Origin of the sequence: Nocardia brasiliensis (genome assembly GCF_011801125.1) — a bacterium.
Lineage (GTDB): Bacteria > Actinomycetota > Actinomycetes > Mycobacteriales > Mycobacteriaceae > Nocardia > Nocardia brasiliensis_C.
The window spans coordinates 2,180,376-2,207,370 of record NZ_CP046171.1 but is presented as its reverse complement, the minus strand read 5'-3'; the positions used below and the strand labels follow the sequence as shown (position 1 = coordinate 2,207,370).

General features: G+C 62.6%; 25 protein-coding genes and 1 pseudogene. 7 read left to right on the top strand and 19 right to left on the bottom strand.

Annotated features, from left to right (window positions below):
* The first annotated feature begins 5 nt into the window (after nucleotides 1–5).
* The 3 genes and pseudogenes from F5X71_RS09940 to F5X71_RS36890 all read left to right on the top strand — a co-directional run bounded on the left by F5X71_RS09940 (nucleotide 6) and on the right by F5X71_RS36890 (nucleotide 3,716).
* Nucleotides 6–1,004, top strand: coding sequence for an IS481 family transposase (locus tag F5X71_RS09940; RefSeq protein ID WP_167461675.1), 999 nt, complete (start codon nucleotides 6–8; stop codon nucleotides 1,002–1,004).
* Nucleotides 1,005–1,949: 945 nt separating this feature from the next.
* Nucleotides 1,950–3,116, top strand: a pseudogene (locus F5X71_RS37715) (zinc-ribbon domain-containing protein); the annotation flags it as partial.
* Between the two features lie 15 nt (nucleotides 3,117–3,131).
* Complete coding sequence (locus F5X71_RS36890) at nucleotides 3,132–3,716, top strand: zinc-ribbon domain-containing protein (RefSeq protein WP_238815817.1); 585 nt, start codon at nucleotides 3,132–3,134, stop codon at nucleotides 3,714–3,716.
* A gap of 35 nt (nucleotides 3,717–3,751) precedes the next feature.
* Here the strand turns inward: F5X71_RS36890 and F5X71_RS09930 are convergent, their stop codons facing one another.
* From F5X71_RS09930 to F5X71_RS09910, 6 genes are all read right to left on the bottom strand, one after another.
* Nucleotides 3,752–4,465: a hypothetical protein gene (locus tag F5X71_RS09930; RefSeq protein ID WP_238815816.1), complete on the bottom strand. Its 714-nt coding sequence runs from the start codon at nucleotides 4,463–4,465 to the stop codon at nucleotides 3,752–3,754.
* Between the two features lie 101 nt (nucleotides 4,466–4,566).
* Nucleotides 4,567–5,451 (bottom strand): IS3 family transposase, encoded by an 885-nt coding sequence (locus F5X71_RS09925; protein ID WP_203218192.1) that lies wholly within the window; start codon nucleotides 5,449–5,451, stop codon nucleotides 4,567–4,569.
* Nucleotides 5,448–5,744 carry a transposase gene (locus tag F5X71_RS36595; RefSeq protein WP_203218191.1) on the bottom strand — a complete coding sequence of 99 codons (297 nt, stop codon included), beginning with the start codon at nucleotides 5,742–5,744 and terminating at the stop codon, nucleotides 5,448–5,450. Before F5X71_RS36595 ends, F5X71_RS09925 begins: the two co-directional genes overlap by 4 nt.
* A gap of 517 nt (nucleotides 5,745–6,261) precedes the next feature.
* Complete coding sequence (locus F5X71_RS09920; protein ID WP_167461672.1) at nucleotides 6,262–7,473, bottom strand: DNA adenine methylase; 1,212 nt, start codon at nucleotides 7,471–7,473, stop codon at nucleotides 6,262–6,264.
* A 123-nt stretch (nucleotides 7,474–7,596) separates the two neighbouring features.
* Nucleotides 7,597–8,994, bottom strand: coding sequence for a hypothetical protein (locus F5X71_RS09915; RefSeq protein ID WP_167461671.1), 1,398 nt, complete (start codon nucleotides 8,992–8,994; stop codon nucleotides 7,597–7,599).
* Between the two features lie 2 nt (nucleotides 8,995–8,996).
* On the bottom strand, nucleotides 8,997–11,081 hold the full coding sequence (locus F5X71_RS09910; RefSeq protein WP_167461670.1) for an ATP-binding protein: 2,085 nt from the start codon (nucleotides 11,079–11,081) through the stop codon (nucleotides 8,997–8,999).
* A gap of 535 nt (nucleotides 11,082–11,616) precedes the next feature.
* Between F5X71_RS09910 and F5X71_RS09905 the strand changes: the two genes are divergently transcribed.
* Nucleotides 11,617–12,048 (top strand): hypothetical protein, encoded by a 432-nt coding sequence (locus tag F5X71_RS09905; protein ID WP_167461669.1) that lies wholly within the window; start codon nucleotides 11,617–11,619, stop codon nucleotides 12,046–12,048.
* Between the two features lie 186 nt (nucleotides 12,049–12,234).
* Here the strand turns inward: F5X71_RS09905 and F5X71_RS09900 are convergent, their stop codons facing one another.
* From F5X71_RS09900 to F5X71_RS09880, 5 genes are read right to left on the bottom strand one after another with little or no spacing between them, the layout of a single operon-like run.
* On the bottom strand, nucleotides 12,235–12,663 hold the full coding sequence (locus F5X71_RS09900; protein WP_167461668.1) for a hypothetical protein: 429 nt from the start codon (nucleotides 12,661–12,663) through the stop codon (nucleotides 12,235–12,237).
* 3 nt (nucleotides 12,664–12,666) lie between these two features.
* Nucleotides 12,667–12,930 carry a hypothetical protein gene (locus F5X71_RS09895; RefSeq protein WP_167461667.1) on the bottom strand — a complete coding sequence of 88 codons (264 nt, stop codon included), beginning with the start codon at nucleotides 12,928–12,930 and terminating at the stop codon, nucleotides 12,667–12,669.
* Nucleotides 12,927–14,300 carry a hypothetical protein gene (locus F5X71_RS09890; RefSeq protein ID WP_238815815.1) on the bottom strand — a complete coding sequence of 458 codons (1,374 nt, stop codon included), beginning with the start codon at nucleotides 14,298–14,300 and terminating at the stop codon, nucleotides 12,927–12,929. Before F5X71_RS09890 ends, F5X71_RS09895 begins: the two co-directional genes overlap by 4 nt.
* An 11-nt stretch (nucleotides 14,301–14,311) precedes the next feature.
* The gene (locus tag F5X71_RS09885) at nucleotides 14,312–14,605 is read right to left on the bottom strand and encodes a WXG100 family type VII secretion target (protein ID WP_167461665.1); all 294 of its coding nucleotides are present in this window, start codon (nucleotides 14,603–14,605) and stop codon (nucleotides 14,312–14,314) included.
* A gap of 4 nt (nucleotides 14,606–14,609) precedes the next feature.
* Nucleotides 14,610–14,921 (bottom strand): WXG100 family type VII secretion target, encoded by a 312-nt coding sequence (locus F5X71_RS09880; protein WP_167461664.1) that lies wholly within the window; start codon nucleotides 14,919–14,921, stop codon nucleotides 14,610–14,612.
* Between the two features lie 531 nt (nucleotides 14,922–15,452).
* Here F5X71_RS09880 and mobF point away from each other — a divergent pair.
* A complete protein-coding gene (gene mobF, locus F5X71_RS09875) occupies nucleotides 15,453–18,263 on the top strand; it encodes a MobF family relaxase (RefSeq protein WP_342803765.1) in 2,811 nt (936 codons plus the stop codon).
* On the opposite strand, the gene F5X71_RS09870 is transcribed toward mobF, so the two are convergent.
* Both F5X71_RS09870 and F5X71_RS36590 read right to left on the bottom strand, forming a co-directional pair.
* On the bottom strand, nucleotides 18,248–19,132 hold the full coding sequence (locus F5X71_RS09870; RefSeq protein WP_203218192.1) for an IS3 family transposase: 885 nt from the start codon (nucleotides 19,130–19,132) through the stop codon (nucleotides 18,248–18,250). The two genes, mobF and F5X71_RS09870, sit on opposite strands and share 16 nt — an antisense overlap.
* On the bottom strand, nucleotides 19,129–19,425 hold the full coding sequence (locus F5X71_RS36590) for a transposase (protein ID WP_203218191.1): 297 nt from the start codon (nucleotides 19,423–19,425) through the stop codon (nucleotides 19,129–19,131). The genes F5X71_RS09870 and F5X71_RS36590 overlap by 4 nt, the downstream gene beginning before the upstream one ends.
* A gap of 37 nt (nucleotides 19,426–19,462) precedes the next feature.
* Here F5X71_RS36590 and F5X71_RS09865 point away from each other — a divergent pair, with 37 nt between their 5' ends.
* Nucleotides 19,463–20,965, top strand: a complete 1,503-nt coding sequence (locus F5X71_RS09865) for a helicase C-terminal domain-containing protein (protein WP_174817032.1) — start codon at nucleotides 19,463–19,465, stop codon at nucleotides 20,963–20,965.
* 15 nt (nucleotides 20,966–20,980) lie between these two features.
* On the opposite strand, the gene F5X71_RS09860 is transcribed toward F5X71_RS09865, so the two are convergent.
* From F5X71_RS09860 to F5X71_RS09845, 4 genes are read right to left on the bottom strand one after another with little or no spacing between them, the layout of a single operon-like run.
* A complete protein-coding gene (locus F5X71_RS09860) occupies nucleotides 20,981–22,216 on the bottom strand; it encodes an exonuclease domain-containing protein (protein WP_167461663.1) in 1,236 nt (411 codons plus the stop codon).
* Complete coding sequence (locus F5X71_RS09855) at nucleotides 22,213–23,382, bottom strand: radical SAM protein (RefSeq protein ID WP_238815814.1); 1,170 nt, start codon at nucleotides 23,380–23,382, stop codon at nucleotides 22,213–22,215. Before F5X71_RS09855 ends, F5X71_RS09860 begins: the two co-directional genes overlap by 4 nt.
* Nucleotides 23,361–23,723, bottom strand: a complete 363-nt coding sequence (locus F5X71_RS09850; RefSeq protein WP_167461662.1) for a hypothetical protein — start codon at nucleotides 23,721–23,723, stop codon at nucleotides 23,361–23,363. The genes F5X71_RS09855 and F5X71_RS09850 overlap by 22 nt, the downstream gene beginning before the upstream one ends.
* On the bottom strand, nucleotides 23,720–24,244 hold the full coding sequence (locus F5X71_RS09845; RefSeq protein ID WP_167461661.1) for a hypothetical protein: 525 nt from the start codon (nucleotides 24,242–24,244) through the stop codon (nucleotides 23,720–23,722). Before F5X71_RS09845 ends, F5X71_RS09850 begins: the two co-directional genes overlap by 4 nt.
* A 242-nt stretch (nucleotides 24,245–24,486) precedes the next feature.
* Here F5X71_RS09845 and F5X71_RS09840 point away from each other — a divergent pair, with 242 nt between their 5' ends.
* Nucleotides 24,487–25,452, top strand: a complete 966-nt coding sequence (locus tag F5X71_RS09840) for a hypothetical protein (RefSeq protein WP_167461660.1) — start codon at nucleotides 24,487–24,489, stop codon at nucleotides 25,450–25,452.
* A gap of 341 nt (nucleotides 25,453–25,793) precedes the next feature.
* Here the strand turns inward: F5X71_RS09840 and F5X71_RS09835 are convergent, their stop codons facing one another.
* Together F5X71_RS09835 and F5X71_RS36585 are read right to left on the bottom strand one after the other, a co-directional pair.
* A complete protein-coding gene (locus tag F5X71_RS09835) occupies nucleotides 25,794–26,678 on the bottom strand; it encodes an IS3 family transposase (protein WP_203218192.1) in 885 nt (294 codons plus the stop codon).
* Nucleotides 26,675–26,971, bottom strand: a complete 297-nt coding sequence (locus F5X71_RS36585) for a transposase (RefSeq protein ID WP_203218191.1) — start codon at nucleotides 26,969–26,971, stop codon at nucleotides 26,675–26,677. The genes F5X71_RS09835 and F5X71_RS36585 overlap by 4 nt, the downstream gene beginning before the upstream one ends.
* Nucleotides 26,972–26,995 lie beyond the last annotated feature (24 nt).

Sequence of the window (26,995 nt, the reverse complement as noted above, 5' to 3'; positions counted from 1 at the left end):
CCGCCGTGTCTCACCGTAATGCCCCGTTGACTGTCGAGGGCCGCCACCGGCTCGTGGACCGCTGCCGGACCCGCCCGATCGCCCATGTCGCCGCCGAGATGGGCATCTCCCGCCGATGTGCGTCGAAGTGGGTCAACAGATTTCGTCAGCACGGCGAGCTCGGGCTCCTCGACCGGTCCAGCGCCCCGCATCTGTCACCATCGGCCACGCCAGTGCAGGTGGTGGCCCGGATCGAACTGTTGCGCCGGACCAGGAAATGGTCCGCTCGCCGGATCTCACTTGAACTGGCAGCCGAAGGCACCCGGATCTCGGTGCGGACCGTGGGCCGGCACCTGGTCCGGCTCGGGCTGAACCGACGCCGGTTTCTGGACCCCAACGGTGAACCGAACCGGGCCCCGCGCCGGATCATCGCCCGCCGACCAGGCCATATGGTCCACATCGATATCAAGAAGGTCGGAAAGATCCCCGACGGCGGCGGCTGGCGCATCCACGGTCGAGGATCGGCCCAGGACAAAGCCGCCCGCGCGGCGAACAAACGTTGCAGGCCCGGTTACGTGTTCCTTCACACCGCTGTCGACGGCTACTCGAGGCTGGCCTACACAGAAGCCTTGCCGGACGAGAAAGCAGTCACGGCAATCGGTTTCGTGTTCCGGGCCCGGGCATTTTTCGCCGCTCACGGCATCACCAGCATCGAACGGATCGTCACCGACAACGGTGCCTGCTACAAAGCCCGCGACTTCGCGAAGGTGCTCCTCGGTGCCCGCCATCAGCGGATCACGCCCTACACACCGCGGCACAACGGCAAGGTCGAGCGTTACAACCGGATCCTGGCCGAGGAATTCCTCTACGCCCGCGAGTGGACTTCAGATCTGCAGCGCCAGCAGGCGCTGCAGATCTGGAACATCCACTACAACTATCATCGACCACACTCGGCCGCTGGAAACCGGCCACCAGCGAGCCGCCTCCGAACCGGCGTCACCAACGTCATGGCCTCATACATCTAGCTCTCGGTTGGGCGGTCGGCTCCTGCCCTGACAACGCCCTCGCCGAGACGATCAACGGTCCTCACCGGACCGAGTTGATCAAACCACACCGCCACTGGCGAGCTGGGGCACTCCCGCGAGAGGTCACTGAGCGACACTCAATCGCGTCACTCCAGCAGGCGCCGGACTCGTCGGCGATGCTGGAGCAGGGATTCGGCACGGCAACCCGCTGACGAACGATGTGACGCTGAAAGCGTGTCGTTCTGACCCCGAAAAGCAAAAAACCAGGGTCGAACGGTACCGTTCACCCTGGTCACTGCTCCCCCATCTGGACTCGAACCAGAAACCTGCCGATTGTGAGCAGGAGGCGTTTCCGAGTTCTCAAGAGTTCTCATTACCGCCCGTGAGCTGCGTCGATAGGAAGAACTTGACCCCCAACAAATCCCGTTGAAACCGGTCGATTCCCGCTGAAAACGTGTCGTTTCCGTGTCGCTAGTCGAGTGACTGACGAGGGCCTGCTGCGCCCACAGCTTGGCAGCACCTGCAGCGCGAAGCTCGCCTGGCGTTACGCGAGGCGGCGGCACGACGTCGACCAACGTTGTCCAACTCCCCCACCGCAACCTTCAGCGTGTTTCAGAGCGACACGCTGAGATCCTTGGACATCTAGCAACAAGCACGCAATCTCCCGAAGTCCGCGTGGTGACTTCGGTCGAACCCACGGCGCCGGAATGCTGCGAAAATATCGTTGACGAGACTGGTTTGACTAGATCGTCCGCACTGCACGTAGTCGAAGGACCCGCGCTCACAGCTTGGATCGCCTCTGAACCACCGCGAGCTCAGCGACTTGACAAGGGAGACACGGAACAGGTTCGCACCCGGACCAGTGATGTGGCGGCCCCGTGAGCCACGGATGACACGCTGCAGCATTCCGGTGTTGCCTAACTCCGGGTATATTTCACCAGCGGGATGAACACATGTGCTGTCGATGAGTGCCATAACGAAGCTGCGTTCAAGTCGAGGACTCGGCCGGCTTGGTGCGACCAGCACATCACCGCGATTCTGTTGCAGGGCGGGCTTACCCCACTAGAACCTTTCACGAAACGCGACGCCTACCGTCTCACACGGTGCACGACCTGCGGCTGCGAGGCGCACTACAAGTTCGACTACGTCCTCGGCAAGAACGCAATCAATGAACCGGTCTGCCGCGCTTGCTACTGGCGGCAATGGGCAGCCGGTGTTCGGCAGCGTTCAAACCGCGCGGTAGTACCGGTGGACTTGGAAGCGGTGCGCCAGCACGCCGAACTGAACGGGCTTGAATACCTTGGCCCACTTACTAACCCATCACTGGAGGACGACCCACACCGGACACGGTGCAAGAGTTGCGGCAAGATCAGAGCCGAGCGGACGGGCGACATGGGCTGGGGCTGCAGTAGCTGCCACCGCAACCCCAAACGCCAAACACCCGTCAGCGGAGCCGACCCGAGCGCACAGAACCTCCTGCGGAGCTCTGACAACAAGGCAGTCTCGTGGTGGGACCACGACGCCAACCCCGAATCACTGTGGCAGACAGCCAAACTCCGATCACCGAAAGAAGCCCGGTGGCGGTGTCCGGTGTGCGGCACGCGATTCACCGCCGTCATCCGGGACATGACAGACCACACATGGCAAAGGTCGTGTCCGTCCTGCAAGGCCGAATGGGAGCGCGAGTACGCACTTCGTCAGGCGGAACTCAGCACCAAAACCGTCGCGGACATCCCCCAGCTGGCTGCGCAGTGGATCGACCCGACGCCGGCTGACCAAGTGCCGGTTCTGGAGTTCGGCCTGTTCAAGTTCCGGTGTCCCCAAGGGCACCAGCCTCGCAGCCGCCCGGAGCGGTGGCTGGAGGAGGGATGTCCTTCCTGCCGCGGAAATGCCACCCGTAAGGCGAACGCCGCCGCTTCTACGGCGGACCCAACCATTTCACGCCTGAGTCCGGAGATCAGCTCCCAGTGGCACCCAACCCGCAACGGTCGTTGGCAACTAGCCGAGGTCTCCCCGGAGTCACGTCGCCTTGCGTGGTGGAAGGACCCCGCGTGTGGTCACGAATGGGAAGCAACCCCACGTGAAAGGGACAAGTATGCTCGACTTCGGTGCCCAGAATGCGGCACGGTGCTCGACTCCCTGGCATTCCACTACCCCGAACTGGCAGCTCAGTGGGCACCAGAAAATAGCGTAACCCCGTGGCACGTCCGCCCGACCGGGACGGTGCTTGGAGAACAACCGGTATGGGTGTGCCCCAACAATTCTGAGCACCGCTGGCAATCGTCACCAGCTTCGCGCATCGCTGGCTCGACCTGCCCCGAGTGCCAGCAAAGCGGAAAGTCGATGATCGAACTTGCCCACCTAACCGAAGCACAACGCATATTCGGCAACGCAGCCTCTGGCAAGCGTATTAGCTCCGACACGTTCACCCGCCGCGGAGCATGGACCGTCGATATTCTCGTCGACCTACCAGCAGGCCCGCAGCTGGCCATCGAGTACGACGGTGCGTACTGGCATGCCGACAAGGCCGAGCTGGATGCCGACAAGAGCCGCGACCTACTCGCCACTGGGCTGACTGTGGTACGGCTGCGCGAGGCGCCGCTACCGACCCTCGGCATCAATGATCCCTCCTACCATGAGATCACCGTATATTCGCTCGCTCCTGATCCAACGGCCGTGATCAAGAAGGTCAAGTCGATCGTGTGTCGGTAGGAGCTGCATACCGGAGGCCAGCCGCCACGCAGCGATCAATCGCTTCCTCCCGCGATCCAATCGTCGTACTGATCGATTATGTCCGCTAAGAAGGCGACATACTTCGACGCCCACTCGTAAATGGTCGACTCGAACACCATCGCCGCATTCGTCGTCAGCGACTCCGGCTCGCTCGCCGCCAGACTCTCCAGGTCCCTAATGTTTCGATATCCGAATACGATTGGATCCGGAGTGGCTGGCCATAAGTCGGGTATGTGTTCGCCGGCACCGGTCGCGAACTGTTGAAAGACGCTCGGCGGCACCACGAATGGACGCACCCATGAATCGAGCAGAGCAGCCGCCTGACGAAAACCGTCAGCGGGCTTCAACAACAGCGCTTGATGCGGTGCTGCGTCCGCGGCCGTACGGATGTCATCGACCGCCATCCGGATGCACTGCTGGCGCTCGGCAGTGAGGGCCTCGAAGGCTCGCACAGCATTGCCAGGCTCGCGGATGATTCGCTTTGCGGTGTCCTGCACGTTGAAATTGTCCGTTGCCAAGATCGTCTCAGGTGCTCGAATTTCATCGACCCAGTCTTTCGCTGCCCGCACCTTCATTTCGAATGTCATTCCAGCGACGGTGGCTTTTAGATCTTGAATCCGACCGATCAGATCGCCGATCTTGTTCCGGAATACGAAGATTCCGCAGCCCGCTACAACGGGCCAACGCAATTCTGTGACGTAACCGAGCCCTACCTCCCAGCCGCCCAACGCCATCTCCCTTGTCTGGCTTGTTATGCCGATCCCTCTGCCCATAGTCGACCTATCCGATGCCCTCTGTGTGGAGTGTTCCCGGTTTTGTGGACTCGGGATCAAGCCGCGATCTGACTGATTTCTCTGTACCCTAACTCGTATTGCCGTGGTGTCAAATAGCCGAGCGCCGAATGCGGACGAACGGTGTTGTAGTAGAACTCAATCCAGTCGAACGTCTCCTTCTGCAGCGACTTCACCGTCGGCCACGGACGAGCGTGTACCAGCTCCTTTTTGTAGGTCGCGAAGAACGATTCCGCGACCGCGTTGTCGAAGCACGATCCCGTCCGGCCGAGGGACCGTAGGACACCATTCTTTGCACAATATTTCGCGAATTCCTTCGAGGTGTACTGGGTTCCGCGATCGCTATGGAAAACAACACCTTTCGCCGGGCGTCGGCGCGCGATGGCCATATCGAGGGCGTCGGTGACCAGCGACGTGCGCATGTGATCAGCGATCGCCCAGCCGACCACGGCCCGATCGTGCAGATCGATCACGGTGGCCAGATACGCCCACCCGGTCCAGGTCTTGACGTAGGTGATGTCACCGCACCAGCGTTGGTTCGGCTGCGCGGCAGTGAAATCACGCCCGATCCGATCCGCGGCGTCCACCGGCTTGGATCCCCGGATCGTGGTGCGCCGGAACGGTTTCGGAAACCGGCCTTGCAGACCGGCCGCCCGCATCAACCGCCACACCCGCTTACGCGAGACCCGCCGCCCGGCCGCCGCCAGCGCCGCGTGCACACGCCGAACACCCGGATTGCCACGCAGTTTCGCGTGGATCGCCTCGATCAGCAGCGTCAGCATGCGATCGTCGCGCTCCCGGTCGCTGCGACCGCGGCCTTTCCACTTGTAGTAGCCCGACCGAGACACGTCCAGTTCCCGGCACATGAACTCGATGTCGAATTCCCCCGACGCAGCCCAGTCCGCGATCGCGGCGAATTTCACCGCTGGTCTTTCGCGAACCAGGTCGCAACTTTTTTTGCGAACGCGACCTGCATCTTCAACTCCGCGTTCTCCGCACGCAACCGTTCCAACTCGGCCTGTTCCGAGTCGGTCAGTCCCTTCTCCCGGTCACCGGAAACCCCGGATTCCTTCGCCCTCTTCACCCATTTCCTCAACGTCATCTCGTGCACGCCGATATTGCGCGCCACCTCGGCCACCGGCCGACCCTGATCCAGGACGAAACCTACCGCCTGGGCCTTGTACTCCTCGGTGAAACTACGCCGCGTCGAACCCAACACCAAACTCCCGTGCTACCAGGCGGCTATCTCCTCCGTGTCCACCGAACCGGGAACGCTCCAGTGCCTCACCTCCCTCCCACAAGCACGCCAGATTGCTCAAAGGCGCGCACTCGCTTGGGACCAGTTTGGGACCGTACGTGATGCTCGGCACCAAACATTCCGAGTTCGCACAACCTACATGCATAGGCGAGCACCGTGTGTGACGCGCGGAAACTCGAAGATTCGAGTCCTGGGAGTTAGTGGCTGGTTGCACGACATACGCCGGCCGCCAGGTCGCATGTGGACGGCACTCCTCCAGTCCAAGGCTCAGCCGAGATCGTGAAGGGTCCGCTTCAACGACCGACGACGGCCGAGCCGCAGTACGCAGCAGGCACGCACGTTGGATTGTAAGAACAACGGTATAACTACCAGATATTGGTGTCAGAGGCGTTCATCGCGCGAGCGGCGGTTGAACGATTGGAGGGCAGCCGTCGCGACCAGAGCTGACATGGGTAGCCGTCGTCCTGACGCTGGCTTACGACGGGCGCCACTCGAGACCTCTGAGTTCGTCATCGACCGGAACAGTGGCCGGCGGGAGAGTTGTAATTAGCAACTCCTCTGCCGATCGCTTTCCGACTCGGCCTGCCGCAGAGTATCGAGTGCTTACTAGGCGCTTGCTGATACGCCAGCAGCGAACACCGAGCAGTTCGCGGTCCGAGCGCGACGGTGTCATCCGGTCGTCGGCGTAAAGCCACGCGTTCTCGGTGAGCATTGGGTGGTTGTCGTAACTCAGCAACCATCGGAACTGTGCTTTCGTCCTCAAGTAGTTAGCAAGATTGAGATGCAGAGTGTAATCGTTGCGCTGACCTTCGCTGCCGTATCCTCCGAGGGGATCAAATGAGGCTCGGTACAGGTGTGATGCCTTCTCGACGTAGGGCGGGTCCAGGTAGGCAACCACACGCGAAGGCAGGAGCTGGGGGTAATACTCGGGAACGTCGTCCAGGGTCCGACGCCAATCTTTGCACCATACGTCTACAAGGCGACCGGTGTGGTATAGGTGGCCGGTATACCGGAGTCGGTCCTCAAGTGCTTCAGGATTCCATCGACAACTGATCGGGTACGCACTCGTCTGAGCTCGCCCTCCAATAGGCCCCGCTTTGCCGTGCAAAATGCCCGAAAAGGTTGTGCGATTGAGAAACAGGCATCGCGTGGCCATGGCCAGCCGCCGGTTGCGGGCGGTCACCCTCGCCCCAGGTGCCCAGGAGCGCCAGTAGTCCCACCGGTCGACGGCCTTCTGGCCGCCGTGACGGACGTAGCGCTTCCACTCGTCGTGCATTCGATCTATTAGCCGCTCCGTGTCATCGGCTGCGGCCTGCCAGAAAGCGGTTACCAGGGGGTCTGCATCGGCGAGAAGAATGCGTTCGGCCGTGCCGTCTCCGATCATCCGCAAAGAGGCTGACGCACCGCCTGCGAACGGCTCCACGAGGAGGTTGACTTCCGGCACCTCCCGCGATTGCTTCGCCGATATGATCACTCGTCCGATGACCGGGGCGAGCGACGATTTTGCCCCGGGGTAGCGCAGGGGCGATTGGTAACGGCCGCGGGCAAGGTCATGCGCGACTGGCTCCAACTCTGCCACTAGCGGACGCACCGCACCGTTGATCGATTCACCGGAGCCGAAAAGTTGTGCGCCTCGGGCAAGTTCGCGAACGGCCAGGTTTGCGGACGGCAAGATCAACGACGGCATAGCTGTATCATGCCGGACCAGCGGACGTTCGAGTGCATCGTCCGCGCAATCCGGTGAAATGTGTCGTTGGTTTTCGCCACGGGAAGTCGAGTCTCGATCGGAGGGCACCTTCTCTCCTCAGCCCTACCTTGGGTATGTCGGCTGCTTCACCGCCTGGTTGTCTACCTTGAGCCCGGCGATGTTCTGTTGCGCCATCGTCGTAAGCACCGAGTGGCCGACGCCCAGGGGGAAGGACGCCGCTGAGTGAGCCAGCGCTACAGGCACTACCGCATGCTGATACATCCTGGTCCGAAGTGAGTCGAGCACCTCGCAGATCACCCGGAGTGTGGGGTAGGAGGACAGCTTCTCCGACTCCGGGTGTCCGTAGGGTTCGATCCCCGGTCGAGGAAGCACCGTGATGACAAGGGGGTCGCCGGCTCGAGTGCGGTAGATAAATCGGCGACCGTAGAATTCGTCAGTACCGTACTGATTGGTCGACGGCCGTCCCGTAATCTTGTTGATGTAGTCGTTTGTCAGCATCATTACGTGACCAGGTTCGATGAACTCCTTGATCAGCTCGGCGTGTTCTACGAACGTCTTGCTCTTCTCAATGCCGACCATCAGCGGCCCGGGATGTCGATCGGAATAGGGGATGCTGGCCAAATACCGCTGGAACTGAGTGTGTATCGGTGCCACAGTACCGTGCAGAGCAAGCGGGCCGTCGGTGATAAACAGTGTGTGCCTGAGGGCGTCCGGCGAGGTTCGGGCGAAGTGCTCCAGATAGCACAGAGTCATAAGCCGTTCGGTGATGTTCATGACCCGCGTCAGGGGTGAGAAGTTTGAGCCCTCGACGTTGTATTCTTCGTGGGTCCGCAGCACGTCAGTGAGATACAGTGTATTCCCGCACTCAGGGCAAGTGCCGCCGCGAGAAGTGACTGCCAGCCTTCCACTACGGCCACCGCTTCGGTATCTACATGACGGGCACACCCGCAGTTCGATCTCGGCAGCCGGGGCACCTGTGGCTCCGTAAACAGTGAGCAGCCCGTCGGCCAGGGTCATGGTCGTGTTGGAATCGAAACGCGAGTCCGCGAAGAACCGGTCGAGCTCGCTCCGCCAGGTGTCGACACCACTCAGGCCAGGCAGTTGCAGCTGCGCACCTGGCAGCGCCACGTCGAAAGCGCACTCCTGGTGGATCTTGCGGAAAACCTTTGGGTCGATGTATTGCTCGTTACCAAGCTGTCGGTAGGTGTCAAGGAAGATGACCGACGCTGCGACCCGCACGTACCCAACTTTGACCGTTGGGTGATCACGCGTGGTCTCGACCTCGGAGTCTGAGCCGTCGACGGTAATGGAGAACTCGATCTCATTGAACGATCCGTGTGTCTCAAGACTGTCCAGCGCGTGGCAGTGGGGCTTCACGCGCGACTTACTGCTGGGCTTGCCTGACGTGATCGTCCATCGTTGAAGTGCGTCACGCACCGCTTGGTTGTTTACAGTCGGCACATGGCCCAGTCGCGATGCACGCTCGTTCTGGTACGGCATGGTTAAAAGAGACTCCCCTCCGCCGTGCCGGGCAGACTGACCGAGGCGAGTCCCGCCGCCTGTCGGGCCGCGTTCACCATCGCATGGTCGAACATACGCACCTGAACAGGAACGATGTACTTGCCGCTATACGTCTTCATACGAACGAAGCCGACATCTTCGACCTTTATGATGGTCGGCGCCCACGCTGCGAAGTCGTAGTAGTGCGAGAGTTCTTTCGTTTCAACATCGGAATTCAAGTGGGCGATAAGCCAATTGGACGTGTTGGACAGGATGCGCTTGTCGACCGAACTCACTTCCTGAGTCGCATAGATAAGTCCCATTTTGTACTTCGCGGCTTCCTTCGACAGCCGCACCCACGGATCTTCGGACACCGCCTTGCCCCCTCGTTCGAAAAGGTTGTGTGCCTCCTCGACGATGACCTGCATCTTGACCGGCAGGAGCCCGCGACGGAACCTGTCGCTGGCCTCGTTCAGCAAGTTGAGTACGATTCGCTCCGACATGACCTTCGCGACCTCGTCGTTGCCGGCGGAGAGGTCGATGATCGACAGCCGTCCTTGAATCATGTCGTCCCAGACTTGATTCATCACGTTTCCAGATGCATCGCTGGAGTGGAACTCTCGGATTCCCTTAACAGCGGCGGCGGCACCGCGACCACCGTAAATTCCCGTCAGCAGGTCGTTGAAAGGAGCGTCGTCCACCCATGACTGGAGCAGTTTGTCGCCAGCCTTCTTCGGCTTTGAGATGCCCGGCCCCTCGGGCCACTTGTCTGCTTGGTGCGTGCTCACCCAATCGAGCAGGTCAGCCGCGGTCTGAGAGTCCAAGACCTCTACGATGTGAGCTTTGTAACCCTTCTTCAGGGTATCGATCGCCGCGATGGCCTGCTCCGCGGCGACATTGTTGAGCGTCACCGAGATCGACTTGCTGGTTCCGTCGGTAAGCGGTCCCTTGATTCCCGCCTTGTGCAGCAGCGCATACGCCGCGAGCCGATAGCGCTCGTGGTACGCCATTGCCCGAGGATCGTTGGCGGGGGGCCTCTCCATGGGTACTGTCCGGAACCCGGCAAGGTACTGCGCGCTCGCCGAAACCCCCTTCAGTACCTGGTTCTGCACCAACGACCACACAAGGTCCAATACAGCGGTGTCGAAGAAGTTGATCCGCAACGGCATTTCCCGAGGGTCCGACCTATCGGGAGAAATCTTGTATATACGTACCGTGCTGTCGTCGTCACCCAACAACCGCAGGCCGGTCTTGTCCTGGTCCTGCACATTCGCGTACTCGCCCTGGGGGTCGAAGATCACCTGGCCGATCTTTTCTCCATGCTCGGAGCCGTACTGATGCACAGCGGTCACCAAAGTCTTGATGGTGTTCGACTTACCGGTCCGAGTCATTCCGAACACCGCGGTCTTGCGACCGACAAAATCTGACACATGGATCCGAACCGAAGCCTGATCGGTGCCGGCAAGCATCGCCTTACGGCGGGTCGCTGCGAATCGCACCGTCCCGATCGTCAGTCGATCCGCCTCATTGCCCGGCACGGGGTAGGACGCCAACCACGACAACACCTCCGGCGAAGGCAAAAACACCTGGTATTTTGCCGATGCCATTACATTATCGATGTCTGCCCCGAACAGGATCTCCGCCGCCCGATCATCGGTCTCGGTGTAGAAGGTGCCCAGTACCTCGCAATCAAAGGCCGATTGTTCGAGCTCAATACGTGTCAACGGGTCCTGCACGTCGTCGTAGCTCACGCCCGCTGCACCTGCGTCTCGGACCACAGCCATCCGCGTCTGCACCAACTCGGCCTCGTGAGGCAGTCCCGCTGTGCCACGCACACGCAGCAGAATGACCTCCTGCTCGTCCAACACGAACGCGGTATCGGCTGCCCGGCCAGCCGCGGCTAGGAGAAAGCCGCCACGCGGAACGCCTCCAGCCTGCTTCTTCTTGAAGTCGTCGGTCAGAACAATTGCCGAATCGTAGTCCAGGCGGTAGATGCCACCGACCGGCTGGCAGTTCTTATTGATCAGCGCGGTCAGCGGCTTGCGCGCGGCCGTCAAGTTCTCCACGAGGGACGCAGGACTGGTCATGCTTGGCTACTCCGAACATCGAGATGGACGATTCATCGGGCCCGGAGACGGCCAAACTCGCCGCGATCGGACCGCACAATTTCTGCAGGTGTGTGGGAGAGAGTCGCGCAAAAGTTGCACTGATACGCGATACCGGATCTGGCACATCGTTCGACTGCCCCTCTGCCGACTCGGTCCTGGGACAGCAAACCACTGCTACAACGTGTGCCTTCTCTTCCATGCCCAGCGACTCCCACCTGCTTCGCATGCTGCCGCCTGACGCTCGGGCGGTGCGAGGACGACAGTAGCAAGGCTCTCCGACAAGAGCGGCCGAACAACGCGGGCCCGCTTCAGATTTCATGCAGCCGTGACATCGAACAACGCTGAACCCGAGATGCGGCATAACCCGTCCGTTCAGAGGGATTGACCGCCACCGGTCAGACCGACGAGGCGGCTGCTTCCGGCGTCGGATGCCTGCGGCGACGTTGACGACCGGCTCTGCTCCGGCGGAACGCTGCACTTCATCGCTACCTGCTCCGATAATGACCTTAGGTCGTTGAGTACTCATCCGGTTTCGATCGAGGCCGCGAACTTCCGACGCGGCTTCCGTCGGATTGCGCCTAATCGATCGGGTTCGCTAGAGCCTGCTCCTTGGCGACTGCTGCAACTCGGCAGTTCGCCTCGTCGCCAAGCTAAAGGCCGCGAGTTCCTCGGCTTCGGACGAAGGCACAACTATCGGGTGCGGGGCACGACCGTTCTGCGCTTCAAAAGCCACACCCGCAACGTCTCCGGATGCACATCGGCAGTCGGCCTGATCGCCTGCGCCGCGGCATACAAGGACGGTGCTCGTCAGGGTGATCCAGCGCCAAGCGAACGGCGTTCTCAAAAACCTCGGGCGGGTAAACGCTTCGGCAGGGTGACCATTTTTCTCAAGAAGGAAATCGGCCCAAACCGTGGCGGTTCATTTCGACTGCATTTCCCGGCATGAGGCAAGTTTGCACGACAGTGGCAGCCGAACGATAGCGCGAGCATGCGAACCAACGCTTAGCAGTGGAGGATAGAAGAGACTCGGCGGTCCGCAAAGCTTCCCGCAGACACAGCGTCTCTCCCGTTGCGCCGACCGCTCTTTGACAACAAGACACCATCATGAGCCGCTGACCGAATGGCATTGTCGTCAGCGAGTATTGGACCAGCCAGTCCTATTCATCCGCTCGAAGTACTCGTCGTCGGCGCGCTGGATCTCTTCCTCGGTCAGCTTAGTTCGGGCCGATGGGTCAGTCTGACGGTGTTCTTGTGGGAGTTGTCTGCGCAGGCGCGGGTCGGCCTTGGTGAGAAGGCGTTCGACCCCAGCGTTGGCCTCGGCCCGAGCCTTCCGATGGCAGTCGACCAAGACGCTGGCGAGCTGAGTACCGCTCCATTGCATCGCGGCCGGGGCAATCTGCATCATGGCGATGTCGCCCTCAGCGTCAACCTCGACAAGAACGCCACGTCCTTCCCCGCGCCCTCGCACCGCCGCGATCGCGTTCGCAAGTTGTGCACCGCTACGGCGGATCTCGTCGAGCTCGTGCTCCAGCTCCCGCTCCCACGCTTCGATGTCAGCCACCTGTCACCCCTGACGGTTGATTACGGTTCCAGAGGTGACGATCGACCGAAGCCCAACATCCAGAAGGATGGTCGTTTTCCCAGGTCTTGTGTGTACCTCGATCGATTTGATAGTCGTGCTCGTTGCTTGGTCACCGTGGCGGATCGACACCTCGTCGCCGACGCTAACCGGTTCGCCAGAGAGGGTGCCGGTGACGAAGATCCAATCAGGTCGGCTCGGGAGGTAGTCGACCCGCTCGACGATCAGTTGTGAGTTCCCGTCGGTCATTGCGTGTTCCTCCGCCAGGTGTCGACGAAGCCGTCCTCGGCTGCGTACGCCTCGTCCTCCAGTGCCCGTGTCATCGAGTTGATCTTGCCCTCCGCGTACTGGCGGACGTGCACATTCTCGTGCGCCAGCGTACGCACCAACGTTTCCGCATCCTGGAAGGCGGCCGGGCCGAGTTGGACACCGAGAGCATCGGTTCGTGCGATGGCACCTTGGAAGTCCAAATAGGAGATCGTGTCGGCGTCGTCGAGGATCTCGATCTTGGCACCGCGTAGATCGATGCCGGCCAGCTGGGCGTAGTGCTCGATCGTGTCCATGTCCCGGGTCAGGCCGATGTTGCCTTCCAGGACTTCTCGGTTGGTCAGGGCACCACCGCGGGAGTACAAAGCGGTGGGTCCGCTACGGCCGAGGAATTTAGTGCGGGCCGCTTGGACCCAGGTGCGGATCTTCTCGACCAGCGGCTTCAACCGTTGCACGAGCGGCCGCACGACGTCGGCCACAATTTTCGCTGCCTTGGCAGCGAGCTCGGCAATGATCGTCGCGATGCGTCGCGCCTTGGTGGTGATGCGGGCGACCAAAGCCACGTTGCCGACCCACTCGGACAGGGTGGCGGTGACCGGTGCCAGGATCGCGAAAGCCGTTTCGGCGGCTACAGTTTCGATCGCGATGTCTTTGAGCTCGTCGAGGATTTTGCTGTGCGCCTCGTCGAGGTGGTGAGCGTATTCGCCGCACGCGTCGCCGAGCGCCTGGCAGACGTCGGCGAGCGCGTTCAGGTCCGACTGGCGGGTATTGCAGGTTTGTATCCCGATCTCGATCTCGGGCGACTGCTGGTTCGCGAGCAGACCGACTGCGCTCGGCACGGCACCGGCCACAGTACGAAAGTCCGAGGACGCGGTATGCCACGCTGCTTTGGCGCCGTTGAGCTGATCCTGATGGCCGTTGGGCCAAGCCCACCCGACGAGATCTTTGATGAGCGACCACCCGAACGGCTCAGGTATGCCATCCCCGGCCGCAGAAGGCGCGGTCTCGGGCAGACACGGATCGCTCAACAATGACGGCATCGGTGGTGCGGGCAACTCCCGCAGGTCTGCTGCCGCTTCGGCGACCTGATGGTTGTAGGCACTGACCACGATCAGGTCTCGGGTCTGGCCACACGCGGTAGCCAGTGTCGATGACGTCGAGATCGCCAGCTGCGCGGCCTCGTCATAGCCCGCGGCCCACTCGGTGCCGACGCTGTCGCTGCCCGCCATCCCCTTGTATGCAGTCAGCACCGCGACCAGCGCGGAATGAGTTGTCACCGTATCGGTCGACATCTGACCGAAGACCTCGCCGGCCGAGGTGTACTCCTCGGCGCGGTGCACGATCAACGGCACAGTCGGTGTCGTCACTGCGGCCACATCTCCACGTTGGTTTGCACAGCGTGGCCGTAGCTCGTATGCGCGCGGCGGGCGACCTCACGCAGTTCGTCGAGGTTCTCGCGCATCTCCGCCGCGCCCGCCATCCATCGGCCGTGCGCGGCACGCTGCGCTTGGGCGGCAGGACTTTCCCACGACAGATGTAGCTCGGCGACCTTGACGTCGACTTCGCGCAGCAACCCCTCGACCTCGGCACCGAAGGCAGCCATCGCCGCGACCGCTTCGTCGAGCTGGCTCAGATTGACTCGATAGTCGTCTGCCACCGGCCTACACCTGCCCACCGGCTTGATCGATGGCGTCCCGGAAAGCAGTGTCGCGCAGCTCGTACTCATTCGCCGCCGTTAACAGGTTCGCCGCTGAATCCTCGAGAGCAGCAACGATCTGCTCGGCGCCCTGCTTCCACTCGACCCACGACTCGTCATAGGCAGACGCCGCCTTGCCCAGCCACCCGTCGACGAGCAACTCCCGCCCGACCGTGCCATCGAGCTTGCCGACACCATCCCTGATGAGCCGGGCCTTCTCCGAGACAAACCGCGCCGTCTCACGGAGTCGATCCACCTCCACCCGAAGATCGCCCACCTCGCCTCCCCTTCCGGCCACCGACCTACCAGAGCCCTTTGCACTATAAGCCCGCGCCCGGCGCGAGAGAGTCTTGCCCCAGGCGCCGCACCGCGCGCCGCGCACGACACCACTCAGTTACGCAGAACTGCGCAGCAGACCTGACTAGGGCCGTCGATGAGCCGCCCTTCCGGTCGGCTCGCCGCATTTCGACCACTCACCACCCTGTAAGGGTTCTTGTCGTCCCAGACGGCGCGAGGTCGACGGCTCCCCAGTATCCGCCAAGCGCCCACTTCCTCGTCACTTTTCCCTGCTCTTGAACTCGAAGACTCCAGTGCCCACAAACCACTGCATGCCAGCCTGCCTCCCTCATCTCCCGCACCGCTCCGCTCATAGTCACTTCTCTGGCCATCGCCACCTCACACTCGCCTTCTCAACTTTCAACAAGCAGACCTTTTGCATCTCGGTGTAACAATCCGATTACGACCAGGGACTTTCGCCTATTTGATACTTTTTCGGTGAAACAGATCCCTGGACTTCACGGTCGAACGGATGCTCACTGGAGGTATGACCGCGACGATCCATAAAGTCGTGGCAGGCAATGGGTGTCAATATTATCTGCGCAATGTCGCCGCGAACGATGTCACCTCCAGAGGCCGCTCCAGCCTCGCCGACTACTACTCCGCCCAGGGGGAAGCACCCGGTCACTGGCACGGCTCCGGCCTGGACAGCCTAGACATCCGCGCTGGTGACGAAGTCCGCGAAGAACAGATGAACTCCCTGTTCGGACTGGGCCGTCATCCGAACACCGAGACGATCGAAGACCGCGTCTACAACGAGCAAATCGACCTCGGTGCCAAACACAAGGAGGCCGTCCGTGCCGCCGATAAAGCGAGTCGGTTGGGTCACCCCTACCGGCTCTACGCCGACGTTTCCGAGTTCCGAAAACGCTGCGCGAAAGCGTTCGAGCAACACAACACCGACCACGAATTAGACCCTCACACCCCAATTCCCGACGCGGATCGAACACGAATCCGCACCCGGATCGCGTCAGAAATGTTCACCGAAACCTACGACCGGCCACCGATCGATGCACGGGAACTGTCGGGGTGGGTGGCCAAGAACTCCCGCCCCCACACCAGCGCGGTCGCCGGCTTCGACATCACATTCTCACCGGTCAAGTCCGTCTCGGCGCTCTGGGCTGTAGCGCCGCGGTCGGTATCGGAGCGGATCGAGGCCGCACATTCCGCAGCCATCACCGACGCGTTGGGGTGGCTCGAGCGGCACGCGGTCTTCACCCGGTTGGGCCGCAACGGGATCCGCCAGGTCGAGGTCGAAGGGATCGTCGCCGCCGCCTTCACTCACCGCGACAGCCGCGCCGGCGACCCGGACCTGCATACCCACGTCCTCATCGCCAACCGCGTCCGCACCCTCGATGGCAAGTGGCGCACCCTCGACGGAACCGCGATCTACCGCGCCCTGGTGACGGTCTCGGAGATCTACAACACGCGCCTCGAACACCACTGCGAAGAGTTGATCGGTGTCGAGTTCGCCGAGCGCCCCGCCCTAAACCCGGCAAAGCGCCCGATCCGGGAAATCGTCGGTGTCCCACCACCATTGATCACCGCCTGGTCGCGCCGCGATGCCGCGATCACCAGCCGCCTCGACGAGCTCGCCGCGGCCTTCCAAACCCAGCACGGACGCGAACCGACACCCGGGGAAATCTTCGATCTGGCCGAGCGCGCCACCCTCGAAACCCGCCCCGCCAAATACGGGCTGCGGTCATTGGCCGAGCAACGCGCCACATGGCGAGCTGAAGCCGTCGCGGTTCTCGGTGGCCGAGAAGCGTTGTCACAGATGGTGAGCGCGGCGCTTACCCCGCTGCGTACTGCTCGCCTGCAGATCACCGAACAGTGGATCGCCCGCACCGCGCAGCGGGTCATCGAGGTCGTTTCCGAGCACCGATCCACCTGGCGGGCCACCAATTTGCGGGCCGAGACCGAACGCCAACTCCGCGGACAGGTGGCCGGCCAGGACTGGGAACACGTCGCCGAGGCGGTACTCGCCGAAACCATCTCTCCCACAAACTCTGTCGCTCAACAAGATCCAGATCTGACCGACGAGCCCGAACTCCGCACGGTCCCGGTCGTGCTGCGGCGTCGCGACGGCACCAGCGTCTACACCCCCGCGAACCAACAGCTCTACACCTCAGCGCGCGTTCTGTCGGTCGAGCAGCAGCTCGTCGATCTCTCGATCCAGCCCGGCGCCCGCCAACTGCCCACCGAAACCATCACCGCCGCGATCGACACCTACAACAACGCCCATCCCGATCGGCCGCTCAACGCCGGACAGATCGCGGTGGTCGCAGGCTTCGCCACCTCGAACCTGCGCGTCCGAACGACCAACGCGCCCGCCGGATCCGGTAAAACCACCGCAATGACGGTGCTCGCCAATGCCTGGACGGCCAGTGGCGGCCAAGTCCTCGGACTCGCCCCGACCGCCGCAGCGGCAGCAGTCCTCGGTGACTCGATCGGGCATCGCGTCGAAACCGTCGACAAGCTCCTCGACGTCCTGCACCGCCACACACCCCGGCCGGACAACCCGTATCTCGACCGCGAATATCCGCCGTCGTTGCCGCAATGGGTTCTCGATATCGGCCCCGAGACGTTGGTGATCGTCGACGAACACGTCAAAATCGGCAACCGAAAACGACTGCGCCTCCTGCACTATCTCGCCGGTCGCGGCGCGACGATCCGCTGCATCGGCGACCCGCAGCAGCTCTCGCCGATCGAGGCCGGCGGCGCCGATCTCGACATGACCGCCGCGGCTCCCGAAGCCACACTGACCCTCACACACGTCGTCCGGTTCGCCGCCACCGGCGAAGCGACCGCCAGTATGCAACTGCGCGACGGCGATCCGACCGCGCTGGGTTGGTATCTGGACAACGGCCGCATCCACGCCGGACACCACGGCGCCGTCCACAACGACGCGTTCATCGCCTGGACCGCCGATCATCTCGCAGGGCGCGACACCATCATGCTCGCCGCCACCCACGCAGTAGTGACCGAACTGAACACACGTGCCCGCGCCGATCGCCTCGCCCGCACCTGCACTCCGGTGGGCGCGCAAGTGATGCTCGGCGACGGACTCGCGGCCTCGGTCGGGGACATCATCCGCACCCGCCGCAACAATCCGAGACTCCGACTGGGCGAACGTGACTGGGTCCGCAACGGCTACACCTGGACCATCACCGCCGTCCACGCCGACGGAACTCTCACCGCAACCCACCGAACCCCCGGCCGAGCACTGGGCCACAGTGGAGTGTTCCCGGTTTTGTGGACTCGGGATCAAGCCGCGATCTGACTGATTTCTCTGTACCCTAACTCGTATTGCCGTGGTGTCAAATAGCCGAGCGCCGAATGCGGACGAACGGTGTTGTAGTAGAACTCAATCCAGTCGAACGTCTCCTTCTGCAGCGACTTCACCGTCGGCCACGGACGAGCGTGTACCAGCTCCTTTTTGTAGGTCGCGAAGAACGATTCCGCGACCGCGTTGTCGAAGCACGATCCCGTCCGGCCGAGGGACCGTAGGACACCATTCTTTGCACAATATTTCGCGAATTCCTTCGAGGTGTACTGGGTTCCGCGATCGCTATGGAAAACAACACCTTTCGCCGGGCGTCGGCGCGCGATGGCCATATCGAGGGCGTCGGTGACCAGCGACGTGCGCATGTGATCAGCGATCGCCCAGCCGACCACGGCCCGATCGTGCAGATCGATCACGGTGGCCAGATACGCCCACCCGGTCCAGGTCTTGACGTAGGTGATGTCACCGCACCAGCGTTGGTTCGGCTGCGCGGCAGTGAAATCACGCCCGATCCGATCCGCGGCGTCCACCGGCTTGGATCCCCGGATCGTGGTGCGCCGGAACGGTTTCGGAAACCGGCCTTGCAGACCGGCCGCCCGCATCAACCGCCACACCCGCTTACGCGAGACCCGCCGCCCGGCCGCCGCCAGCGCCGCGTGCACACGCCGAACACCCGGATTGCCACGCAGTTTCGCGTGGATCGCCTCGATCAGCAGCGTCAGCATGCGATCGTCGCGCTCCCGGTCGCTGCGACCGCGGCCTTTCCACTTGTAGTAGCCCGACCGAGACACGTCCAGTTCCCGGCACATGAACTCGATGTCGAATTCCCCCGACGCAGCCCAGTCCGCGATCGCGGCGAATTTCACCGCTGGTCTTTCGCGAACCAGGTCGCAACTTTTTTTGCGAACGCGACCTGCATCTTCAACTCCGCGTTCTCCGCACGCAACCGTTCCAACTCGGCCTGTTCCGAGTCGGTCAGTCCCTTCTCCCGGTCACCGGAAACCCCGGATTCCTTCGCCCTCTTCACCCATTTCCTCAACGTCATCTCGTGCACGCCGATATTGCGCGCCACCTCGGCCACCGGCCGACCCTGATCCAGGACGAAACCTACCGCCTGGGCCTTGTACTCCTCGGTGAAACTACGCCGCGTCGAACCCAACACCAAACTCCCGTGCTACCAGGCGGCTATCTCCTCCGTGTCCACCGAACCGGGAACGCTCCACAGCGTGCGGCTACCGGCGGACTATGTCGCCGAACATGTGCGGCTCGGGTACGCGACAACGATCGATTCCGCGCAGGGAATCACCACCCACACTTGCCACGTCGCGCTCACCGGAAGCGAATCCCGGCCACAGTTGTACGTCGCACTCACCCGCGGAAGCCACGCCAACCACCTCTACCTACCGACCGCACTAGACGGCACAGAGGGCTCGTTCTGGTCCGAACCCGCCGCCAATCCACGCACAGCCGTAGAGATTCTTTTGCGCGTAATCGCCCGCGACGGCGCACAGAAATCTGCGACCACCACCCTGCGAGACGCCCTCGACCCACACCGCCGCATCGGCCGCGCGCTCGATATCTACCTCGATTCCCTCGGCGTCGCCGCCGAAAACACCCTCGGCCCCGAAGGTCTCGATCGCCTCGACACCGCCGCCGAAACACTCCTACCTCACCTCACCGACTGCCCTGCCTACCCAGTCCTACGCCAACATCTCACCCTCATCTCGTTCACCGGACAGGACCCGATCGCCGCCCTACACAACGCGAAGAACGCACGCGAACTCGACACCGCCAACGACATTGCCGCCGTGTTGGACTGGCGTCTCGATTCGACCGGCGCCCACTCCGCCGGACCCGGGCCACTTCCATGGGCCACCGGAATCCCGCACGGCCTCGACGCACAACACGACACCACGCAACTCACCGCCCGCGCACGCATCATCACCGACCTCGCCCACCAAATCCGCACCGACGCCGCAACATGGACACCCGCATCGGCACCACGATGGGCTCAACCACTCCTCGACGCCGACCGACAACTCGTCCAGGATCTCGCCGTATGGCGCGCCGCGCTACACATCGACGATCAAGAACTTCACCCCACCGGACCACCACGACACGTCACGCTCGAACGAGAACACCGACAACTGCTCGAGATTCGTGTCGCCGACGCCCTCGGCGACGCGAACCTGCCCACCAGCAAGTGGGCTCCTCTCGTACAAGCCATCACACCGCGGGTCGTCACCGACCCGTGGTGGCCCAGCATCGCCGCCAAAATCGACGCCGCTCACCACACCGGAATCGACATCAAAACCCACCTCGCAGCCGCCGCCCGAACACGACCCCTCCCCGACGAGATGCCCGCCGCCGCACTCTGGTCCCGCATCGAACTCGACACCGCACCCGCCCGCGAGCAGACCGCTAACCCCGCATCCGACACCCTGCCAGCGCACGTCCCCGCTCCATTCGGACCACCAGAGCCACCCACCGCGCCGGTGGACAGCGCAAGAATCCCTCACGACATCGCAGCCGAAGCATCGCTCACTGCTACCGACAACGGTGCTGGCGCCGACCTCCGCGCAGCAGTAGAGGCAGCCGTCTCACACCAACCGGACGACTGGAATCCTGAGGACGACGTTGATTTCGACATCGACGATGACAGGAACACACGGCAACCAGACATCGACCTGGGACTGTGATTTCACACCCGTGCGTCACGGCATCATTGGAGCAGCCAGCCGCCCTTTGATGTAGGCCACCGTCTCGACGAGCGCCCGCGCGTGTCCATCGACGGGGAGGGTGTCGTGGGCAATATCCAACCGGTTGAGCACCTTCTCCACATGTCGATCGGCGAGCGCACGGAACTCGATATCAGTATCTCTCGGCTTGCACACACCGAGGGGTAGCCGCGGATCGAGAACGGTTCGCAAGGTCAGGTCGTAGTTGAAACAGTGGTTGGCGACCAAGTCTTCGAGGTGTTCGATGCGGTGTGGGTCGGCCGGTTGACCGCGATACTCCAGCGCTGCTTCGTAATATGCGAGCGCGTCCGGCACGCTGCGGTCGATCAAGACCACGTCGGCGTTGGTCCAGGCCTCGATTTCATTGCTGATCCCGCGCGTGATGATCCACAGGGTCGAAGCCCACGTGTGGTCCGCCAGGATCGGCAGCCCGACCTGTTGTGCGTGCAGTCCGAGGTCGGCGACCTTGGCGACCTCGATCCTGTTGCGGCGCAACTCGTTCGCGAGCCGCTTGATCCAGGTCGTCTTGCCGGTCGAATGGGTGCCGGTCAGCGCGATCGTGACCGGGCGTACGACTTCGGGACGGGACTGGCTCACCACAAACCCCCTTCTGGTTCCACCTTGGGCGCGAACTGTTTCGGTGCCGCCGAGTTCACTAGGCCGGTCCAGTCCAACCCGCCGTCGGCGACCAGCCTGCACAAGCAGCTGCCAGGCAGCCCACGCGTCGTAGCCAGCACGGTGGTATCCCTGCTCGGAGACCGTCGAAAGGTCGAGTCGGGCGTGCTCGATGAGTTTGCCGAGGCTGTAGCTGGGCAGGCCTGGCCACACTGCTTTCGCCAATCGCAACGTATCGAGCACCATCGGCGGATTCCAATACGGCAGGTGCGCGGCGAGTACTCGCTGTTCGACTGCGGCGTTGTGGGCCACCAGAGTTCGCCCGGTCAGAGCAGTGCCGACGTCGGCGGCGATCTCGAACCACCGCGGGCAGTCCTCGACGTCGGAGTTCTTGATGCCGTGCACCTTACGGGTGACGATCGGGTCGATCTCGTGCTGTGGTTTTACCAGCCACGACCGCATATCGCCGATCCCGGCCGTCTCACCGGAGATCGACAGGACGGCGATCTCGATGATCTCGGGCGGTATCCGCCCGTTGCCTTCGACATCGACGACCGCGATGTCGTTGCCACGCAGCGTTTTCGGGATCTCGTTCACAACGTCTCCTTGGTCGTCGGCCAGCCGAGGTCGGCGCGGCCGTGCCGGTTGCGGTGGTGTGGGTGAGCCGTGTCGTGCACCTGGTAGCCCAGGCTGTGTTGCATCAGATACCTCGGCTGCTCGCTCAAGCCGTCGACGACGACTGCGCGGTCGTTGATCTCCACCAGACTGCCGCCGAGCCGTTCAGCGAGTTCAGCGACCTGCGCGATATCGGGACGTGTCCAGGTTTTCGCGCAGCGGTCGAGCTGCATGGAAGGGCAGATGTCGCACAGTTCGCGAATACCGTAATGGCCGTTGTAGTCCGCGACGCCATGAGCGTAGGTGACCGCGCAGCTGGTCTTGCGGAACAACGGCGAACCCGTCCCGTACTCGGTTGCCGCAGTCAGGATGCGCGCTTCGAGGTCCTCGGGAAACACCTTGCGCCGCGCTCCCTCTAGATAGGGCTCGGGCAACCCGTGTGCCTGGTAGTAGTCGCGGATCTGGTTCTTGTAGAACAAGCCGGTGAACACTGTCGCATGGGCGTGATGGCTGAGCTCGAACGCCCGCTCGAGGTGTTCGTCGGTGTCGTTGAGCGCCGGGACGATCGGCCGCCAATACAGGATGACTCGATATCGGTTCGCCTGCGCGAAGGCCGTGCGCAACGAAGTGGCGGCGATGGTCGAGTCGACCGGCTCGATCCGGTCGTCATCGATACCGGAATGCGTGACCAATACGGTGAGGCGAATGTTGGTGAAGCCGTTGAGGATCGCACAATCTTGCGGCTCGATACGCCACCGGGTGATGACCAGAACGTGATTGGTCAGACCTCGCTGATCGAGCAACCCCAACACCTCGAAGGTGTGCGGCTTCACCGGTGGCAACATCGGATCGGTCGCCCGATTCAACAGCTGGATCGGCGTGATGTGCGGCTGAAAATAGCGGTGCCCCAACAGCATCGACACCGCCTCCGCATCCTTGACCAGCGCACGAGGCACCTTCATCCCGAAATTGTCGAACACATGCCGGATGCAATATCCGCAATCGAGCGGGCACCCCACGACATGATTCACGCTCAGACCGGACTTCCGGTACTCGATCACATCCAGCAACTCAGGACGCAGCGCCTGTCGCTGAGAGGCCGTGAGTAGCGGCAGTTGCCGACGACCTAACTGCTCTTGCTCGGCCATTCTGACCACCTTTCGATCGGGGAAACATGAGTAGGAGGTATCCGGCCGGCCGAACTCCTCGCGTCCCGCCGCTGCGCTGCGAGTGCTCGATTGATCGCACGCTTCTTGTGACATCGAGCGACGCTGCACTCGCGGTGGTTCGGCTCTTCGGTCAACGCGTCCTCAACAGTCAGCGGCTGGATCGGCCTCTCGTGCGAGAGGCGACGCTGAATGTCGAACACCGTGACCTCGCCCGAGCGGTCCAGCATCTTGAAGAAGGCCCAGAAGACGCCAAATAGCCCAGACGCCAATGCGATTCCGCCCAGGAACACCGACAGGGCAACCAGCAGAGCGAGTGTCATCGCCGGTCCTGATCGGCGACACCGGAGGGTTGCCACCGCCCGGGGTTCTCCGCAACCAAGTCGTTCCAGCGACACGCCAGCTCGGCCACCCGTTCCCAGGCGGCGTGGACCGGCGCCGCCGAGGCATCCTCCGCAGCCATCAGGCAGTACTCCGCAGCAACATACGCCGCCGCCAGTAGATCAGCGGCGGCCCCGAAAGATCGCCTCGAAGAGCCTCCGTGACTTGTTGTCGTCACGTACGTTTCGGTCCAGCTGTCGACCAGGATGACGATCTGCCTACGGCGGCAGTCGATTTCGGCAGACCGATTCGGGTTCAGATGCCGCACTCGATGCAAACTCGCGAAGTCGCTCGCCCAACGCGTGACGAGATTGTCACCCGGCAACCGGCCGATCTCGCCGCGGAAGGCCGCTAGGAGTTGATGCCAGTCAGGCAGCGAATGTTGATCCGAGGTGGTCTCGGCGGCCACCCTGTCGCGCGGAACTCGCGCATCCACTAGCTCGGGTGAAGTCGTAATGGTCACCGCGGTCTCCATTTCGGCCGGATTGACAGCAGCAGGCGGTACCCGGCGCCGCGGGCTCTCGCCACTGGCCCTGCCCAGTGAGTGCCGGTGCGCCGTGAGGAGTTACGGCGTCAGCGCGGTACCGGGTACCGCATTCGACTTTCGCCTATAGGCGCTTACGGCCGTAACCGCACACCGTCGGGGTAGTGTGGGCGTAGCGTAGGCATTCACCCAGTTCAGGCCCTAGAAATTAGGTGTAGCCGATGGTACGAGCGCGACGGTGGACCGGGTTCGAGGCCGCTGCACTGCAAGAAGCAATGCGGCACTCGATCCGTGAATATGCAGCCGTGCTGGGCGTCGAAACCACCACGATCACCAACTGGCGCAGCGGGCTGAGTTCGGTCACGCCGCGGCCGGCGACCCAGGCAATCCTCGACACGACTTACCAGCAGCGAGCCACACCTGATGATCGCGCCCGTTTCGATCAGATCGTCGCCGAGGGCGAGAATGCGTGGCGTGCCCGGCACCAGCCACTGCCACCCTCAGTGATTGCCGGTGGGCGACCAAACGAAGTCGATGCGCAATCCCCGGCGGACCAGGGAAGCAGCGAAGAACTCATCGGGGTGCTGACCCGCGTCCATAAGCTGAGTCGGTCGATCAGCCCGGATGTGGTTCAACAGTTGCAAGGGAGCACACTTTCGAGCATCGCTGAATACGAGACGATCGATCCGGCTGCGCTCGTTCCAGCACTGCGGAAGCAGCGCAATTGGCTCGACGAACTCGTCGACCAGTGCGGCGACCCTGCACAACGTCGTCAACTCTTCGAAACTGCCAGCGAGACATCCGGCTTACTCGGCTACATCGCGGTGGGGACTGGCAACTTCTCGACCGCACGAGCCTATTGCCTCGAATCCTTCCTCCTCGGAAGTCACGCCCAGGACAGCAATCTCATGGCGTGGGCACGCGGGATGCAGAGTTTCTGCGAGTACTACGCCGGGCAGTTCGACCAGGCACTCGCGTACGCCGAAGACGGCCTGGCCCGTGCCGCGGCCGGACCTCAGAGCGTGCGTCTAGCCATCAACGGCGTCGCACGGGCCAAAGGCAAGCTGGGCGACATCGACGGCGTACATCACGCGGTCGACGCGGCATACACGATGCTGGCCCGAACCGGCGCGCCGACCGGCGTCCCTCGAGCATCTCACTCGAGGGCTACAGCGCAGCCCAAGTAGCAGGCAACGCAGCCACCGCTTACCTGTCCTTGGGCATGCCGGCCCGAGTAGAAGAGTATGTGCAGCAAGCGCTTCCGGAGATGAACGATTCGAACTCGCCGTGGGGGCGATCGCTCGTCCTAATCGACTGGGCTCGTGCACACATCGTGTCACCGGAGGGCGACTTCGACGCAGCCGCGCACATCATGCTCGATGCGCTCGGCCCGCCTCGGGGTATGCTCATGACGCAAGTTCGACGCCGGGGCTCGGAGTTCGTGCATGACGCCGCTGCATGATGGGGTACGACGGCACAGCTCAAGGCCATCCAGGACTGGAGTGTTCCCGGTTTTGTGGACTCGGGATCAAGCCGCGATCTGACTGATTTCTCTGTACCCTAACTCGTATTGCCGTGGTGTCAAATAGCCGAGCGCCGAATGCGGACGAACGGTGTTGTAGTAGAACTCAATCCAGTCGAACGTCTCCTTCTGCAGCGACTTCACCGTCGGCCACGGACGAGCGTGTACCAGCTCCTTTTTGTAGGTCGCGAAGAACGATTCCGCGACCGCGTTGTCGAAGCACGATCCCGTCCGGCCGAGGGACCGTAGGACACCATTCTTTGCACAATATTTCGCGAATTCCTTCGAGGTGTACTGGGTTCCGCGATCGCTATGGAAAACAACACCTTTCGCCGGGCGTCGGCGCGCGATGGCCATATCGAGGGCGTCGGTGACCAGCGACGTGCGCATGTGATCAGCGATCGCCCAGCCGACCACGGCCCGATCGTGCAGATCGATCACGGTGGCCAGATACGCCCACCCGGTCCAGGTCTTGACGTAGGTGATGTCACCGCACCAGCGTTGGTTCGGCTGCGCGGCAGTGAAATCACGCCCGATCCGATCCGCGGCGTCCACCGGCTTGGATCCCCGGATCGTGGTGCGCCGGAACGGTTTCGGAAACCGGCCTTGCAGACCGGCCGCCCGCATCAACCGCCACACCCGCTTACGCGAGACCCGCCGCCCGGCCGCCGCCAGCGCCGCGTGCACACGCCGAACACCCGGATTGCCACGCAGTTTCGCGTGGATCGCCTCGATCAGCAGCGTCAGCATGCGATCGTCGCGCTCCCGGTCGCTGCGACCGCGGCCTTTCCACTTGTAGTAGCCCGACCGAGACACGTCCAGTTCCCGGCACATGAACTCGATGTCGAATTCCCCCGACGCAGCCCAGTCCGCGATCGCGGCGAATTTCACCGCTGGTCTTTCGCGAACCAGGTCGCAACTTTTTTTGCGAACGCGACCTGCATCTTCAACTCCGCGTTCTCCGCACGCAACCGTTCCAACTCGGCCTGTTCCGAGTCGGTCAGTCCCTTCTCCCGGTCACCGGAAACCCCGGATTCCTTCGCCCTCTTCACCCATTTCCTCAACGTCATCTCGTGCACGCCGATATTGCGCGCCACCTCGGCCACCGGCCGACCCTGATCCAGGACGAAACCTACCGCCTGGGCCTTGTACTCCTCGGTGAAACTACGCCGCGTCGAACCCAACACCAAACTCCCGTGCTACCAGGC